General features: G+C 66.9%; 13 protein-coding genes and 1 pseudogene. 4 read left to right on the top strand and 10 right to left on the bottom strand.

What is annotated here, in order from left to right:
* The first annotated feature begins 80 nt into the window (after positions 1-80).
* The 4 genes and pseudogenes from KL771_RS20415 to KL771_RS20400 form a co-directional block, all read left to right on the top strand.
* Positions 81-3,287 carry a hypothetical protein gene (locus tag KL771_RS20415; protein WP_261970359.1) on the top strand — a complete coding sequence of 1,069 codons (3,207 nt, stop codon included), beginning with the start codon at positions 81-83 and terminating at the stop codon, positions 3,285-3,287.
* Positions 3,288-3,597: 310 nt separating this feature from the next.
* The gene (locus KL771_RS20410) at positions 3,598-3,855 is read left to right on the top strand and encodes a helix-turn-helix domain-containing protein (protein WP_261970358.1); all 258 of its coding nucleotides are present in this window, start codon (positions 3,598-3,600) and stop codon (positions 3,853-3,855) included.
* Positions 3,855-5,135: a HipA domain-containing protein gene (locus KL771_RS20405; protein WP_261970357.1), complete on the top strand. Its 1,281-nt coding sequence runs from the start codon at positions 3,855-3,857 to the stop codon at positions 5,133-5,135. Before KL771_RS20410 ends, KL771_RS20405 begins: the two co-directional genes overlap by 1 nt.
* A gap of 38 nt (positions 5,136-5,173) precedes the next feature.
* Positions 5,174-5,538 (top strand): annotated as a pseudogene (locus KL771_RS20400) (integrase core domain-containing protein); the annotation flags it as partial.
* A gap of 33 nt (positions 5,539-5,571) precedes the next feature.
* Here the strand turns inward: KL771_RS20400 and KL771_RS20395 are convergent.
* The 10 genes from KL771_RS20395 to KL771_RS20350 form a co-directional block, all read right to left on the bottom strand.
* Positions 5,572-8,106: a VapE domain-containing protein gene (locus KL771_RS20395; RefSeq protein WP_261970356.1), complete on the bottom strand. Its 2,535-nt coding sequence runs from the start codon at positions 8,104-8,106 to the stop codon at positions 5,572-5,574.
* A gap of 8 nt (positions 8,107-8,114) precedes the next feature.
* The gene (locus tag KL771_RS20390) at positions 8,115-9,437 is read right to left on the bottom strand and encodes an ATP-dependent DNA helicase (RefSeq protein WP_261970355.1); all 1,323 of its coding nucleotides are present in this window, start codon (positions 9,435-9,437) and stop codon (positions 8,115-8,117) included.
* Positions 9,434-10,231 (bottom strand): hypothetical protein, encoded by a 798-nt coding sequence (locus tag KL771_RS20385; RefSeq protein WP_261970354.1) that lies wholly within the window; start codon positions 10,229-10,231, stop codon positions 9,434-9,436. Before KL771_RS20385 ends, KL771_RS20390 begins: the two co-directional genes overlap by 4 nt.
* An 11-nt stretch (positions 10,232-10,242) precedes the next feature.
* Entirely contained in the window at positions 10,243-10,443 is a 201-nt protein-coding gene (locus tag KL771_RS20380) for a DUF6511 domain-containing protein (RefSeq protein WP_261970353.1), read from the bottom strand.
* 140 nt (positions 10,444-10,583) lie between these two features.
* Complete coding sequence (locus KL771_RS20375; RefSeq protein WP_261970352.1) at positions 10,584-10,814, bottom strand: hypothetical protein; 231 nt, start codon at positions 10,812-10,814, stop codon at positions 10,584-10,586.
* 11 nt (positions 10,815-10,825) lie between these two features.
* Positions 10,826-11,596, bottom strand: a complete 771-nt coding sequence (locus KL771_RS20370; protein WP_261970351.1) for a hypothetical protein — start codon at positions 11,594-11,596, stop codon at positions 10,826-10,828.
* 48 nt (positions 11,597-11,644) lie between these two features.
* Positions 11,645-12,520 carry an ATP-binding protein gene (locus KL771_RS20365; RefSeq protein WP_261970350.1) on the bottom strand — a complete coding sequence of 292 codons (876 nt, stop codon included), beginning with the start codon at positions 12,518-12,520 and terminating at the stop codon, positions 11,645-11,647.
* Positions 12,521-12,683: 163 nt separating this feature from the next.
* Entirely contained in the window at positions 12,684-13,202 is a 519-nt protein-coding gene (locus KL771_RS20360; protein ID WP_140939952.1) for a hypothetical protein, read from the bottom strand.
* 11 nt (positions 13,203-13,213) lie between these two features.
* Positions 13,214-13,627: a hypothetical protein gene (locus tag KL771_RS20355; RefSeq protein WP_261970349.1), complete on the bottom strand. Its 414-nt coding sequence runs from the start codon at positions 13,625-13,627 to the stop codon at positions 13,214-13,216.
* A 196-nt stretch (positions 13,628-13,823) separates the two neighbouring features.
* Positions 13,824-14,420, bottom strand: coding sequence for a sigma-70 family RNA polymerase sigma factor (locus KL771_RS20350; RefSeq protein WP_261970348.1), 597 nt, complete (start codon positions 14,418-14,420; stop codon positions 13,824-13,826).
* Positions 14,421-14,489 lie beyond the last annotated feature (69 nt).

The raw sequence follows: 14,489 nt of genomic DNA, 5'->3' as shown, positions 1-14,489 counted from the left end.
GCTTGCTGAAGGTCGTCTGACAGGAGGTCCCCTCCTCCCTTAAGACGGCCGTGTGGTCAGCAAGAATGCGTGGAAATTGTATGCTGCGTGCTCCTATCTCCCTTGTTTTCATCTTGCTCGCAGCGCCGACTTTCGCCCAACAGGTGGATCCGTTCGCGTTGATGTTTGGTGCCATGGCGCAACAGCAGGGCGCGCGAAACGTCGTGGCCTGGAGGCAATTCGACGAACGGGAGCTTGCCTGCATCGACGCGGAGATGGCCAGGCAAGGCATGTCGTTGCGGCGCATCATCAGCAACGGTGTTTCACCCGATGACCCCATGCTCGTCGCCCCGCGCAGCCGCTGCGCGAGAGCCCGTGGCAATGTTCTGACACCGGACCCGTCGGTCGCGTCCGATCTTCACGCGAGCATTCCGGTCGCATCGACTATCGATTTCACGCTCAGATGTCGGCCCTCGGAGCCTTCATCGGACTCCGACCCGATCGTCTCGACCACGATCGCCGTGACGGCCGGCCGTCTTTCCATCGTTCACCGGGCCGCTTCCGGTGCGGAGTACCACCGTGGGGATCAATATATCGCGTCGCCGGGCAGCGCCGACGCGCGGCAGAAAGCCTTGATCTGGTCAGGCGTTCTCCGCACACGGCCCAACATCCGCATGGATGGCCGAACCTCGTTGGATGCCGGTGGTCGCGTTCTCTACACGGAAACGGTAACCGACCTGAACCTCGGCCGGGTCACGGATGGATCGACATCGCTCTGCACGGCGTCGTCGGACGGGCTCGCAGCCGCGATGCCTCCAGTGGCGCCCACCGTCGTGCACCAGACTTTCACGGCGTCCCCCGGAACCGGAGACCTTGCGCTCGATTGCAGTCCGACGACGATATCGTCCGACCCGGACCCTATCGCACTCACGACCATCCAGATTTCCGGAGGCCGTCTGTCGATCGTCCATCGCATGGCGTCTGGCACGGAGTATCACCGGGCCGATCAATACGAGGCAAGGTCCGTCACCGCCGATGCCCGTCGACGGGCGATCGAATGGACCGGAGTGCGGCGCAATCGCCCCACGCTCAGCATGGTCGGCACCACCAAGGTCGATGCCCGCGGGCGGCTCATCTATTCCGAAGGCGTTTTCGATACGCGCACGAAGCGGCAGACCGACTCGTGGAATGCGGAGTGTCGGATCGCGACACCGCCAAATTTGGCAGTCGCCGCAGGCACGAGACCAGGCACCTCAGGCATCGCGGCCCTGAACAGCACCCAGGCTTTCGCTCCGGTCCCGGATGCCATGGCCGCGGGGACGGGCGTTGGCAGCAGCGCCGCGACGTCGAATGGCGGAGCCTCGGCCACCACGGGCCAAGGCTCCCCGCCCCCCGCGCCGGCTGTCGTCTTGCGCGCGGACGACCCGCGCATGGTCGCGGCGCGTGACCTGCTCGCCGATCTGAAGGCCTATCTGGCGGATCGGGGAGTCGTCCCTGGCATCGCCGACCTCAGCCGCGTCGCCCTGCAGCTTCAATCCGCCCTCGAGGCCGGTGACCTGCTTCGGCTGACCGAGGCGCGCCGCAAGCTCGACGAGGCAGTCCGGTCACTTCAAGGCTTCGAAGCCTACGTTTCGGACCGGCGCGAATTGCGCCAGCGGGAGGAGGCGCGAATTCTCAGCCAAGCCGAAGCCGAAGCCCAACTTGGCCTCTTCTTCATTGATCGATACATGGCGAATAATTTCGCCACGCAGGCTGCTGCACGGCTTCTGCCGATCCAAGAATCGCTGGCCCACGCCTTGAAACTTAAATCTGCGTCTGACTTGCGCGCCGCCAATCAAGCCTTGGCGGCGCAGGTTCAGACGGAGCCGTTGAAGAGCGATTATGATCTCGCCGCGAAGGCCTATGCCGAACGTCAGCGTCCGCCTGAGCCGCCACGACCGCCTGCAAGCCTTTCGGAGAGACTAGGCCTCGGACCGACGGCACGGGAGGTGGTGGAAGGAGATCCGGCTGCAGTCTTGATCCTCTTCGACGCCAGCGGCCGTGCGCCGAATCTCACCCGAACCCTCGACGGTGATTTTCGCTTCAAGGATAACATCGCCACCGCCTGCATCGTCGCAGCTAAGGTCGAAGCGGCGGACAGGCTTGCGCTCGCCCGATTGCTCGCACGACCAGGATTGAACGTCGAGGTGGCACCGACGGCGTGCGGAACCGGACGGGTGACATCCGACTTCGTCGGCTTCCGGCGTGCCGATCTGCGCGCCGATACACCCGAGAGCCTCGCCTTCTACGGCCGGGCGCTCGACAAGGGCGACTTGAAGCTGCATCGGAATATGGCTGGCAACGAGTATGATGAAACCGTCCGCGCGGCTGCGACGCGCGGTATGGAGATCGAAGCCGCGATCGAGGCCGGTCGGGCGACCGGCTGGTCGGTATTGGTCGTTTCCGACAAGACCCCCATCCTTTGCGTTGAAGAGTTGCAGGATCCTGCCAAGAACCGGGCGGCCATCGAACTCTTGGGCCGCGAGTCGCGAGCCATTTGGCCGGGGTTGCCGCCGGGAGGATCAGCGCGTCGCTTGTCGCTCGGCGCTGAAGCGATGTTCGTGGGCGTTCAGAAGCGCAGTTGCGGAGCCGTGACGGGAACGGCGGAAACCGTTCGCAAACTCATGACGGCGATGCGGCGTGATGCACTCCCCTATGCAGCGGCACCGGTCCTTGTGGAAGCCTCGGCAATCGACGCGGAAGCCTCCGCTATCCGCGCACGGGATGCTGAGGCCATTGCGGCCGAGGAGGACCGTGCCCGCGCGTCCCGCGACGCTGCCCAGCTTGCGGAGCGCCGCCAAGCACAGGCGGCAGCCGAACGGGATGCCGTGGAAGCCCGGTTGCGTGCCCAGAATGGCGCTACGGCCCGCGGCCTTTTGGAAAAGGTTCGCCTCTTGCTCGAGAAGCAGGCGGCTGGTTCGGCACCGGTTTCCTTTGATGGCTTGACCCCGATAACCCAATCCCAGGCTTCCAGGGCCGAGGATGGCTGGACCGTCGTGAAACGGGAAATCGAGGTCGACGATTACGGTCATGCCCAGTTCAAAGGCCGAGCCCTGGAGGCCATCGTTGCCCGTTGGCGCATTACTCAAAAGAACAACGTCTTGGGAGAATTCTCCGAAGACTGCTGGCAAGTCGCTCTTCTCGACGATCGTGAATTCAACATGTTGCGCGAATTGGTCAGTGTTCGATGCGATGTCGGCGAGGCGGCGTTGATGCGGTGGCGGACTGGTCTTGTCTTTCGTAGTGGTTGGCGTGCCGCGCAAGAATAGCGGTTCTCGACGGAGTGAACCGCCCGGGTTTGCCGGAGGCTCCAACTCCCGAATAGGATGGAGCCATGACAAGCCAGACGACGAACAATTTCTTGCCGGAAGCCCGCGCCCGGGCGGTGCGGATCCGAGCTCCGTGCCGGGCCCGGCCAGTCGGTGTCAGTCCCTGTCGCGGTAGCCTTGTCGAGAAATCCTTACAAATGCGAGGATTTCGGCATTTGCTGAGCGTCGAGGACCATAATCCTCACGATCGTCAGGATTATATTGCTGGAGGCCGACGCTTCTGTTAAAATCCTCATGATCGTGAGGATTCATGCGCATCAAACTCTCCAAGGCGACCGACATCGGCCCACTGGTCCGGGCCGTCCGTAAGGCCCAGAAAATGCGCCAGGACGATACCGCGGGCGCTGTCGGCGTGAGCGAGAACTTCCTGAGCAAGATCGAGCACGGTGCCGACAAGGCCCAATGGAACAAGCTGTTCCAGGTCCTGCAGGGCCTCGGGATCCACGTCGTCTTGGACCTGCCCGAGGAAGCCCGGTCATACCTGCCGAAGGGCACGGAGCAGAGTTGATGGCCGCCCGGACGCTCGTCGCCTCCATCAACGGTCAACCGGTCGGCGAATTGGGCGAGGTCGCGGGCCTCTGGTCGTTCACCTACGTCGAAAGCTGGCTCGAGAATGCGCAGCGCTACCCGCTGAGCCCACACCTGGCCCTACGCGCTGAGCCCCATATCGATGGCGGCAGCAACCGACCCGTGCAGTGGTTCTTCGACAATCTCCTCCCCGAGGAAGCGCAGCGCACACTCCTCGCCACCGACGCCAAAATCGACGCTGCCGATGCCTTCGGCTTGCTCGCCTACTACGGCGCCGAGTCTGCCGGCGCCCTGACCCTCCTGCCTCCCGAGGCGCAAGTACCCGCCGGCGGCTTGAGGCCGCTGCCCGACGCCGACCTCTCCGCCCGCATCAAGGCGCTTCCGAATGCCCCCCTCGGACGCCATGCCGTAAAGCGCATGTCGTTGGCCGGTGCACAGCACAAGCTCGCCGTCGTGATCGAGAACGGCGCACTCTTCGAGCCAATTGGTGCACAGCCATCGACCCACATCCTAAAGCCGGATCATCCAGACGAAGACTATCCCCACTCCGTCATCAACGAGTGGTTCTCGATGAGGCTCGCGCGCGCGCTCGGCCTCGAGGTTCCCGATGTAGAACGCCGCTACGTCCCCGAGCCCGTCTACCTGATCCGACGCTTTGACAGGCAACAGACCGCAGCCGAATGGCGGCGGCTGCACGCCATCGATGCCTGCCAGCTTCTCAATCTCGACCGCTCATTCAAATACGCGCGCGGCAGCGTCGAAACGCTCGCGGCACTGGCCGAACTCTGCCGCAGCCCGGCGCTTGCGCGCACCCGCCTCTTCAACTGGCTTGTCTTTAATGTGCTGCTCGGCAACGGAGACGCACACCTCAAGAACCTGAGCTTCCTCGTAACGTCCGCAGGTATTCAACCGGCACCCTTCTATGATCTGCTGAGCACAGCGATCTATGACTCGCGCCTCTATCAAAAACAGGGGTGGCCCGATGGGTCGACGCTTGCATGGCCAGTCATGGGAGCCGGTCGCTTTTCAGCGCTCAACCGCCCTATTCTTATCGACGCTGCACGTACACTTGGATTGCAGGCGGCCACTGCCGAGCGTCTCATCAGCAGGCAACATGGCCGCATCGTAGGAATCGCAGAGGAGATGCTCGCCGAAATAGAAGCAGGCAACGACGGTATCGTGACGCCTCAAGGCGAACAGCGCTGTCTCCGCGGCGTCCTGCACACCATCATCCGCGAGATGGCCGGACGGCTCACGTGAGATCTTAGCCGTCGGAATTGTTTGATCGCGCGAACATGCGGGTCATGCGAGAGTTGGAGGCGCTGGTGGCCCGTCGTGGGAAGCCTGTCATGATCGTCAGCGACAACGCCACCGAATTCATCAGCCATACCGTCCTGCGCTTCCGCGAGGCGATCCGGATCGAGTGGCACTACATCGCGCTGGGCAAGAATGCCTTCGCCGAGAGCTTGAACGGTCGGCTCCGAAACGAATGCATGAACGAGCATGTCTTCTCCTCGCTCGGCCCGAGGCGAGACGGATCATCGAAAACTAGTGGATCGACGACAACACCCTCCGCCCCCATTCGAGCCTCGGCGGCCTCGCACCGTCGGTCTTCGCCAGCCGGCCCGATCAGGGCCAAATCACCGCCGGACCAAACTTATGACCGGCAGGAAAACGGGGAGCACGTCACTGGCAATCAACTTTTGCGATACCGCCATTCTCTCACGTCGCCCAGCCGCCGCTGATACCTGGTCCACCCGTTCGCCTTCAGGTACGCCGCAACACGCATCTGGTCGAACTTGGTCCACCGCCCCGGCTCGATCCCAATGGCGTCGCGCAGGATCTCGCCAATCGCGACGTCGGTGAGCGGCGAGGCTCGCTCGACGGTCTCATCGCGCCAGTCGTCGAACCCGTTGTAGCCGCGATTCACGCGGTGGGTCTCGGTCGTGAGCCAGGCCTCGATGAGGTCGTCCCAGGCATCGGACTGGTAGCGCGCTTCCTGCTCTGCGCTGGCCGCGGCAATGAGGCCGGGGTCGTCGAGCCACCAGATGGCGCCGGCATCGAAGCGGGCGACGGCCTCGGCCCAGAGCTGGTCGCGGTCGCGCGCCAGGGCGGCGAGGTCGATGCGGCCGCAGCGCACGGGCCAGAAGCGGCGGTTGCCGGTCTCGTCGCGCAGGTAGGTGTCGGGGTTGACGCTGCCGGCGAAGACGCACTGGCGCGGCACTTCGACGACGTAGCGCTCGTAGGGCGGCCGGTAGCGGTCGACGGTGCGGGTGAGGAAGGCCTTGATGCGCGAGACCTCGGCACGGCCGATGGCGTCGAGTTCGGCGATCTCGATGATCCAGATGCCGCGCATCTGCTGGGCGGCGTCCTTGGAGCCGATCTCGGCGAGCTCATCGGTGAACCAGTCGGCGCCGGCGAGGGCCTTGAGGGCGGAGGATTTGCGGGCGCCTTGCGGGCCTTCGAGGATCAGCATGTGGTCGACCTTGGCGCCGGGACGCATGACGCGGGCGACGGCGGAGATCATCCACAGCGATCCGAAGGCGCGGGCGAGCGCGGTGTCGTCGGCGCCGAGATAGTCGAGGGTCCAGCGCTCAAGGCGGGGCATGCCGTCCCAGCGCAAGGCGCGCAGATAGTCGCGAACCGGATGGACGCGAATGTCGCGGGCAACCGCAGCGACGCTGCGGCCGACGACGACCGGGGCGACGTTGATCTCTCGGCGCTGCAGCCATTCGGCGCAGCGGACGTCGTCGGCATCCGACCAGGCGCGGGGGCGGCCGTGGTCGTGCTCGTCCCAGGGCAGGCGCCGGTTGACGACGATCTCCTGCCGGAACTCGTCGAAGACGAGGGCGCCGGCAAAGGCCTCGTCGGCGGTGAGCGCGGTGATGACATTGGCCTCATTGCGCTCGGGCGTGCCGGAGAGATCGAGGCGGAGGCGGCCCGCCCAGGCGGGACGCGGCAGGGTGCGGTGCACGTCGCCGGTGGCATTGAGGCGGCGGCGGAGTTCGCCGATCTGCTTCTCCAGGATCGAGACGGCGATCCCGGTCGAGGTCCGGATCGCAGCCAGGATCTGGCGTTCTGGAACGGGATCGAGGCGAGCGACGACGAGACGGGCGAGGAGTGCGCCGAGCGCGGCAAGATCGGGCGGGCGGGTGAGCGCGCGGGCGGTCGCTTCCAACTCGGCCTCGAAGCTCGCGGTCGAGGCGAGTGCGGTTGGCCCGGGCGGAGGATTCGCAGGATGGGGACCATAGTCCGCGGCTGTCGCCCCGCGGGCAAGATCGTCGGCAAAGTCGTCGCCGTGAAGCGGGACGACGATGGTGTTGGGGATGTCTGCAAGGTTCAGTCGGTCGGCCAGGATCGCGGCGGCTTGTCGGCCAGCCGCGCCGGCATCGGCAAAGATCGTGACGTGGGTCAATCCCTCGGGCCAGACCCAGCGGCGCAAGCCGTCGGCCGACAGAGCCGCCCAGGTCGGCATACCAAACAGGTGAGCCGCGGCGAGCGCGGTCTCGATGCCCTCGGCGATGCCGATGCGGCCGTCGGAACCGATCGGGCTCAGCCGGACGGAACCGCCGGCCACGGAGCCCAGCATCTTTTTGTTCGGCGGCGCCTTGGCGGACCCGTCCTCGAGCAGGAAGGTGCGGTGGATGCCGGCGACGGGCTCGCCGAAAGCATCGCGCGGGCGGGCGACGAGGCCGGGCCAGCCGCGTCGGCCCTCGTAGTCGGTCAGATCGGGGTGGAACAAGAGATCGGGCGACTTTGGATCGGTCAGGCCGCGCGCGCGAAGGTAGGCATCTCCGATGCTCCCCGCGACCGGACGGCAGCCAGCGAGAATGCGCGCGATCTCCGGTCCCGGATCGAGCTTGGTGACGAGCGGCCGCGGCGCCGGGAGCGGCGCATCGAGCTTCGCCAGTCTGGTGGCCTCTTCGAACAAAGCTCCTTGAGCAAGCCCGGTCGCATGATGGATCAGGTCGATCGGCCCGGCGCTCTCGCCGGTGGCGTGGTCGAAGCCCCAGCCGGCATAGGGACCGACGAGATGGATGACGCAAGACCCCTCCCGTCGTGGCGGCCGGCCGGAGAGGTCTGCAACACGCATGTGGCTGCGGTCGGCGGCAAGGCGCGCAGCCGGAAAAAGCGCCGGCAGCCAATCGGCCGCCGTCGCTTCCAGACGCTCGCGCACCTGGCGCCAATCGATCCGGACGGGCGGCGTCCAGACATCGTTGAGGTCGAGCATCGAGCCCCTCAGCTTAAGATGACGAGGCCCCGCTCGGCACGGGTGACCGCGGTATAGAGCCAACGGCGTCGATCGAGATCGGTCCGGCCGAGACCGTCGTCCCAGACGATCACCGTCTCCCACTGCGAGCCTTGCGCCTTGTGGCCCGTGATCGCCCAGCCGAAGGTCGCTTCGACGAGACCGCGCTTGGCCTTCCAGTCCCGGTCGTGCCGGGTGGGATCGAAGGCGGCGTGATCCTCGAAGTCGCCCTTGTAGATGCGCAACCGCGCGAGCCGACCGTCGGGCCCCGGGGCCCCGACCGGATGGCCGTCCTCGTCGGTGACCCGGGCCGAGACGTGCAGGCTGCCGTCGTCGACGATGTCGGTCAGCGTCAGGAACATGCCGTTGATCAGGCCGAGGTCGTTCTGGTTCTTCAGGCAGACGATCTTCTCAGCCGGTCCGGTCGGGAGCGTCCCGAGGCCGAGCCCTGCGGCATGCCGCATGGCGTTGTTGAGCTGGCGCCGCGTGGCGTTGAGGCCGCAGATGACCTGGCCGGCCTTGAGCGCCTCGGCGGGCGTGACCTCCTGCTTGCGGAGTTTGCAGACATGATCGTCGTAACGGCCGAAGCCGATCGGCTCGCCGTGACGGGCCAGGGTGGCGACGCGGATGATGGCACTCTCGGCCGCCTGCCGGTGGATGTCGGTCAGCATGATGTCGGGCGCATCGCGCGTGAAGGCGCCCTCGCCATGGATCGGCGGCAGTTGACCCGGATCGCCGAGGACCAGGATCGGGGTCCGGAAGCTCATCAGATCGCGCGCCATGTCCTCGCCGACCATGGAGACCTCGTCGAGAACGATGAGGCGGGCATGCGCCGCGTCGCTCTGCGGGTTCAGGGCGAAGCGCGGCTTCTTCATCGCCGAGAGCGATAGACGCTGCGCCTCGATGGCCGCTTCGGCGGCGATCCGCTCAAAGCCGGAGAGCGACCGGGCGGCGGCCGCGGCCATCTCGATCCCGGCCATGGCGGTCTCGATCTCCGCATCGGTCGCCTCGACCACGCTGTAGATCAGACTGTGGATGGTGCGGGCCGGTGTGCCCTTGCGCCGGAGCACCAGGGCGGCCTTGCCGGTGAAGGTCGCGGTGACGACGCCGGGCACAAGCGAGCCGCCATCGCGCGAGGAGCGGTGGGGATCGAGCCCGAGTTCGTCGAGCGCGAACTTCACGACCGTGGACTTGCCGGTCCCGGCATAGCCGAAGAGCCGGAACACCGGCTGCTCGTGGGCTCGCGTCTCGAACCAGGTCTTGATCGCCGCGATGGCACGGGCCTGTGCGTCCGAAGGGGTCAGGTCGGTCATGGCGCGAGCCTCCAACAGCGATCGATCCACGCGCAGGACGGATGCCAGTGGTCGCCGGCGCGCCCGCCACGGCAGACGACCGAGGAGCGTTCCCGCGCCGCCCGGGGCAGAAGCTCCTGGTGGTCGTTGGCGCGCACCACCGTCACGGCGCGGTCGCTCATGCGCTGGGCGAGCGCGGCATCGAAGGGCACGAGTTCGGCGTGAAGCTCCCAGGTGTCGCGGTTCAGCGCCGTGAACAGGGCCGGATGGGGAAGTTCCAGATAGGCCTGATAGAGGGCGATCTGGGCGGCATAGACCGGCTTCGACAGGACGACGCCGCGCTTGACCACGTCCTTCCAGGAGGCAGCCCCAAGGGCCTTGTTCTCCCACAGCGCCGGATAGGCGATCCCGACCGGGCCGGCGACGAGGCAGCCGTCGATATGCCCGCGGAAGCGGCCGTCGAGCGCGGAGAAGCCGAACTGACGACCGTCGGAACGGTGGGTGCGCAAGTCGAAGCCTGCGGCGCGGATCCAATCGGCAACGACATCCTCGCCGCGATGGCCGGCCTCGAAGATGCGCAAGGTGGCGGGCTCGAAGTCGCGACCCTCATCCTTGGGAACGTTCAGCGTATCGAACTGGATCTGGCGCAGGCAGGGTCGGCCGAGGCCGGAGGTGCTGACATAGCGCCGTGGGGGCTCGGTCCGGTGGCGGGTGAGAAGAGCGGCATCGATCGCCGCATTGACGGCTTCGACGACGGCGGTCGCGTGGCGTTGCGCTCCGTAGGTCGCGCCCGAGCCGTGGTTCAGGTCGAGCATGGCGGCTCCGGTCAAAACGGGGCGACGCCGGCATCGGCCTGGGCGCGCATGGACGCCTGGAAGCCGTCGATGCAGGCCTCGATCAGGCGGTCTATCTCGCCGGCGCTGCGATCCTGGAAGGCGGCGAGCAGCCCGAGCTCGCCGAGCGCTTCGGCGAGCGGCTGGCGGGCGTCGCGGATCGCCTGCCGCTCCATGGGGGACTTGTCGATCATGCCGTTGCTCCTCCGGGCGAGGCGGGTGCCGGCCTTCAGGCAGGCCTGCGAACAGAAGCGGTGGTCCGGATATCGGTCGAAGCGCAGATGGAGGCAGAAGCCGAAGCCGCGGGATTGACGGGAGCAGAGCGCGCAGAGGTCTATCCGGCGAGGAGGAGGTCGACGAGGCGGGGGTCTGCCTTCGACCGGTCCCTGATCTTGTGGGAGGCCAGCACGATGAAGCGTGCGATCGCCGCGTCCGCCATGGCCTCCAGCTCCCGAAAGTTGAGCGCGCGCAGAGGCTGGTGCAGGCGGCCGCGTGCCTCTAGCCATTGACCGATCGCCTTCGCCGCCTCGCGCGTGACATGCGCCTGCCATTCATCATCGGTCATCGACACCGCCCTCAGCCAGAAAGCCAAGCCGGACGCGCCGTGGCGGCGTCTGGGGCCGGCGCCGGGTTTGACGGGGTCAGCCAGGCCGGAGCTGCGGGGGGTACAGCCACGGGCGCGGCAGGGGATGGGGCCGCGGTCGGGGCCGCGAATGCAGGCGCCGACGGTGCAGCTGCGGCCGGGGTCGCCCATGGCATGTCGGCGGACGGCACCGTCTCGGGCGCCTTGCGTGGCTTGGCGTTGATCGGCTCGGGCGGCATCGTCTCGCCGCGCATGACCGGCCCATACTGCGGCTCATCCGGGGTCACCACATGGGCAAGGCGGTTCTGGTCCTTGTAGGCCGGGTTGGTGGTCGGCTCGATCATGATCTGGGCGACGAAGGTGATGCCGTCGAGATCGCGCAGGCCCCGCAAGCGCCGCTTGGCCTTGGCGGCCTCCCCGAGGTCCTTCGGGTCGAGCCCGAGCGCGCTGTCCACCATGGCACGGAAGCTGGCCTTGGCGATGTTCCAGCCCTTCGACACGCCCTTCTCGTCGAGCTTGCCGCCGGCGACGGTGAAGTTCTGCCAGAACTTCCGCCGCACGAAGGGTCCCTCGACCACCGTGAACTCGGCGTCGAGCATGCGGGTATCGGGCTCTCGGCCCGCCTTCAGGAGGCCGGCGTCGAGCGGGGTGGCGCCATCGAGGAAGCCGGGCCGAATGGTCATCCTGACCTTGGCGAAGGTCCCGTCCGGGATCAGGTCGCCGACGGGCGGCATCTGCGCTTGCGCATCGTTGAGATCGAACATGGAGGCTCCCATAGAAGGTTGGGACAAATGAACCGAAGGGATCGGCGATCACGGCGTCATGCTGACGGACGCGCTTCGTGCGAGCGGCGACACGGTCGGGACCGCATTGATCTTGGCCAAGATGGCGCCGAGGTCGGGGGCTTCGGTCTCGGCCAGCCGTCCGCTGCGATCCTTGGCCGGCAGGCCCCAGGGATTGCCGGCCCGGCAGACCAGGCGGCGGACCGTGCCCTTCTCGTCGAAGATCAACTCGTTCTCGGCGCCCGAGAAGAAGTGCAGCGTCATGACCTGGTCGACGATGCCAGGCAGTTCGCGGCCGATCTTGCTGCCCTCCATCTGGGGCTGCCAGCTGGCGACATGGAACTCGTCGGTCACCTTCTCCAGCACGCCGACGAAGATGACGGTCTTGCCCGGCGCGTGCTGGAGCATCTTCAGCGCGTGGATGATCTCGCGGCCGAGCAGCCCATAGGCGCCGCGGATATCCGGCTTGCTGGTGCGCTCCGAGAAGGCCTCGGGCTGCTGCTTGGCATAGGTCATCACCTGGCGGCTGAGGTCGGTGATGGAATCGACGAACAGGATTGCCTTCGACGCGATGAAAGCCTCCAGCCCGCTCGGTCCATGGACGGCCCGGGCATGGACATAGTGGGCTTCGCTGTAGGTGGCGTTCGGGGCCACCGCCGGGTCCGGCCCACTTGCCAGCACGACGATGTCGCGGAAGTCGGCATAGGAACGGATCGGAATGCTGGCGCCGGGCCAGTCCTGAACCGACTTCATGCCGGCTTCGAGATCGAGGCAGAGGGTACTGTCTGCCGGCAGCGACTTCAGGAGCGTCGTCTTGCCGGCACCGGGCGGGCCGAAGATCGCGAAGGAGGTCTTGTTGGCGGCGGCCGAGAGCCGCTCGTCGGCGGTGACGATGCGAATGGCCATCGAGGTCTCCCTGATCGAGAATGGGGCATTGAGATTGGGACTGGGATTGGGGCGGCGGGGCGTTGACCAGGCGCCGAAGGGGAAGCCCGCCCGTCCTTGCGGAGAGGGCCGCCCCGCCGTTGTCGGGCGAGCGGGTGTTGGGTGGTGCCGGTTCGCGCTCGGTTCAGGCCGCGTGCGGCTCGGACCGACCGGCCGAGCGCTCGGCCTCGCCGGCGGTCTCGATCCGGTAGCTCGGCTTGCCGGTCTCCACCGTCCGGGCCGGGAGAAACACGTCCCTCAGCGGCTTCGGCCAATGGGCGAAAGCCGCCTCCGACACCTCCAGCTTGGTCTTGATGTACGCGTCCGGGTCGTCGCCCCAACTCGCCCGGATGATCTCGGCGGCGTGCCGGAGCTTCGCCTGATCCCACTTCACCCGCTTCGGCAGATCGGCGACGACGACGAAGCCGTTATCCTCGAACCGGACCGTGCCGGTGTCCTTGGCCTCCTCGGCCCGGCGCTGGGCGGCGCGGGCGCCGTACTTCAGATCGAGCGCAGCGCGCAGCTTGTCCTCAACGAGATTGAGGGAAGCCTTCTGCTCGGCGAGATCGTCGGCGATGCAGGCAAGCTCCGGGGTGGTCAGCGCTGCGACGGCGCCAGTATCGAGATCACGGATATGGTCGGTCAGGACTGCGACGGCGATCATGGGCAGACCTCTCAGGCGGCAACGAGGGGAACCGGGGACGGGACAAAGTCGTTGGCGGCGACGGCAGCGACGGGTCCCGCGATGCGCAGCGCCGGCCTCGAGGCGGACCGCAGCCGCGATGCGCGGACGGCGATGTAAAGCCAGTCGTTCTGTCCGAGCCTGCGCTGGACGGGGAAGCAGAAGCCATTCGTGGCCGCGCTCATGACCCGGTCGGCGACCGCCGCCAGGGCATGGCGCTTCTGCGCCGAGAGCCCGCTCTTCTCCGGCAGCCGGTCGAAGACCAGATGGCCGCGGTAATAGGCGACAGCAGAGCCGGCTTCGGCGTCGGCGAGCCAATCGCAGAAGCCGGTCACGTCGAGCGGCATGGCGAAGGGCGCGAGGTCCAGCTCGGCGAGGGGACGGAGCAGGAGCGGAGAACGGCGCATGGGACAAGCCTTCCTCGTCGACGGGCGCGCTGCGCCGGTCATGGGTTGATCCGGGGGATGGACGGGTTCGATGGTGCGGATGATCCGGCGCCGCTCGGCGGTGCCTCACTCTTCCGCGGTGATCGGTTCACTCATGAAGGTAGCGATCGGCGAGGCTGAGATTGACAACAAAGCGCAACGGCCCAGTCGATTCCGCTCAAGCCTCTGACAGATCATGCATACTAAGGTCGGGACCGATGCCGTGGCGGCGCAGCCGGAGCCGCACCTCGGCGATCCCGCGGTGGAAGCTCACCGGCGACAGGCCGGTCGCGCGTCCGGCTTCGCCGTAGTCGCCCTCGGCCGCGAGCGCCGCCCAGGCGATGCATTGCAGGCGCGGCGGAAGCCCGTCGATGACCCGGCCGGCGATCAGCTGGACCACGGGATCGGCGAAAGGCGTGGGATCGACCAGACGTTCGGCAAGGGTCGCCCCGTCCTCGTCCAGCGGTTCGTCGAGCGAGCCAATGTGACGCCGCCGCTCGGTGGCGACGGTGTCGGCAACCTGCTGGGCGGCCTGGGCGGCGACGCGATGGACGAACGGCACCCATGGGCCGCGACGGCAATCGAAGTAGCACCGGCGGGTCAGGATCGTGAGCAGGATATCCTGCTCGATGTCCTCGATCGCATGACGGGGCAGACGCATGGTGCGGGCGATCCGCCGCGCCTGGTAGGCGGCCGCGGATCGCATTACGGCGAGATCGGCGTCGCCGAGCGGCGGGGACTGACCAGCGGCAAGGGTCGAAGGATGTGGGCTCATCACAGGGGCGGATCCTGGTCTTGTGCGTTCACGAGACGCGCAATTCTGCGTTCGCGCCGGAGGTCCGGC

Source organism: Prosthecodimorpha staleyi (genome assembly GCF_018729455.1).
In the GTDB taxonomy this organism is placed as follows: domain Bacteria; phylum Pseudomonadota; class Alphaproteobacteria; order Rhizobiales; family Ancalomicrobiaceae; genus Prosthecodimorpha; species Prosthecodimorpha staleyi.
Note: the sequence above shows the minus strand (reverse complement) of the source record. Positions and strands in the feature narration are given on the sequence as shown.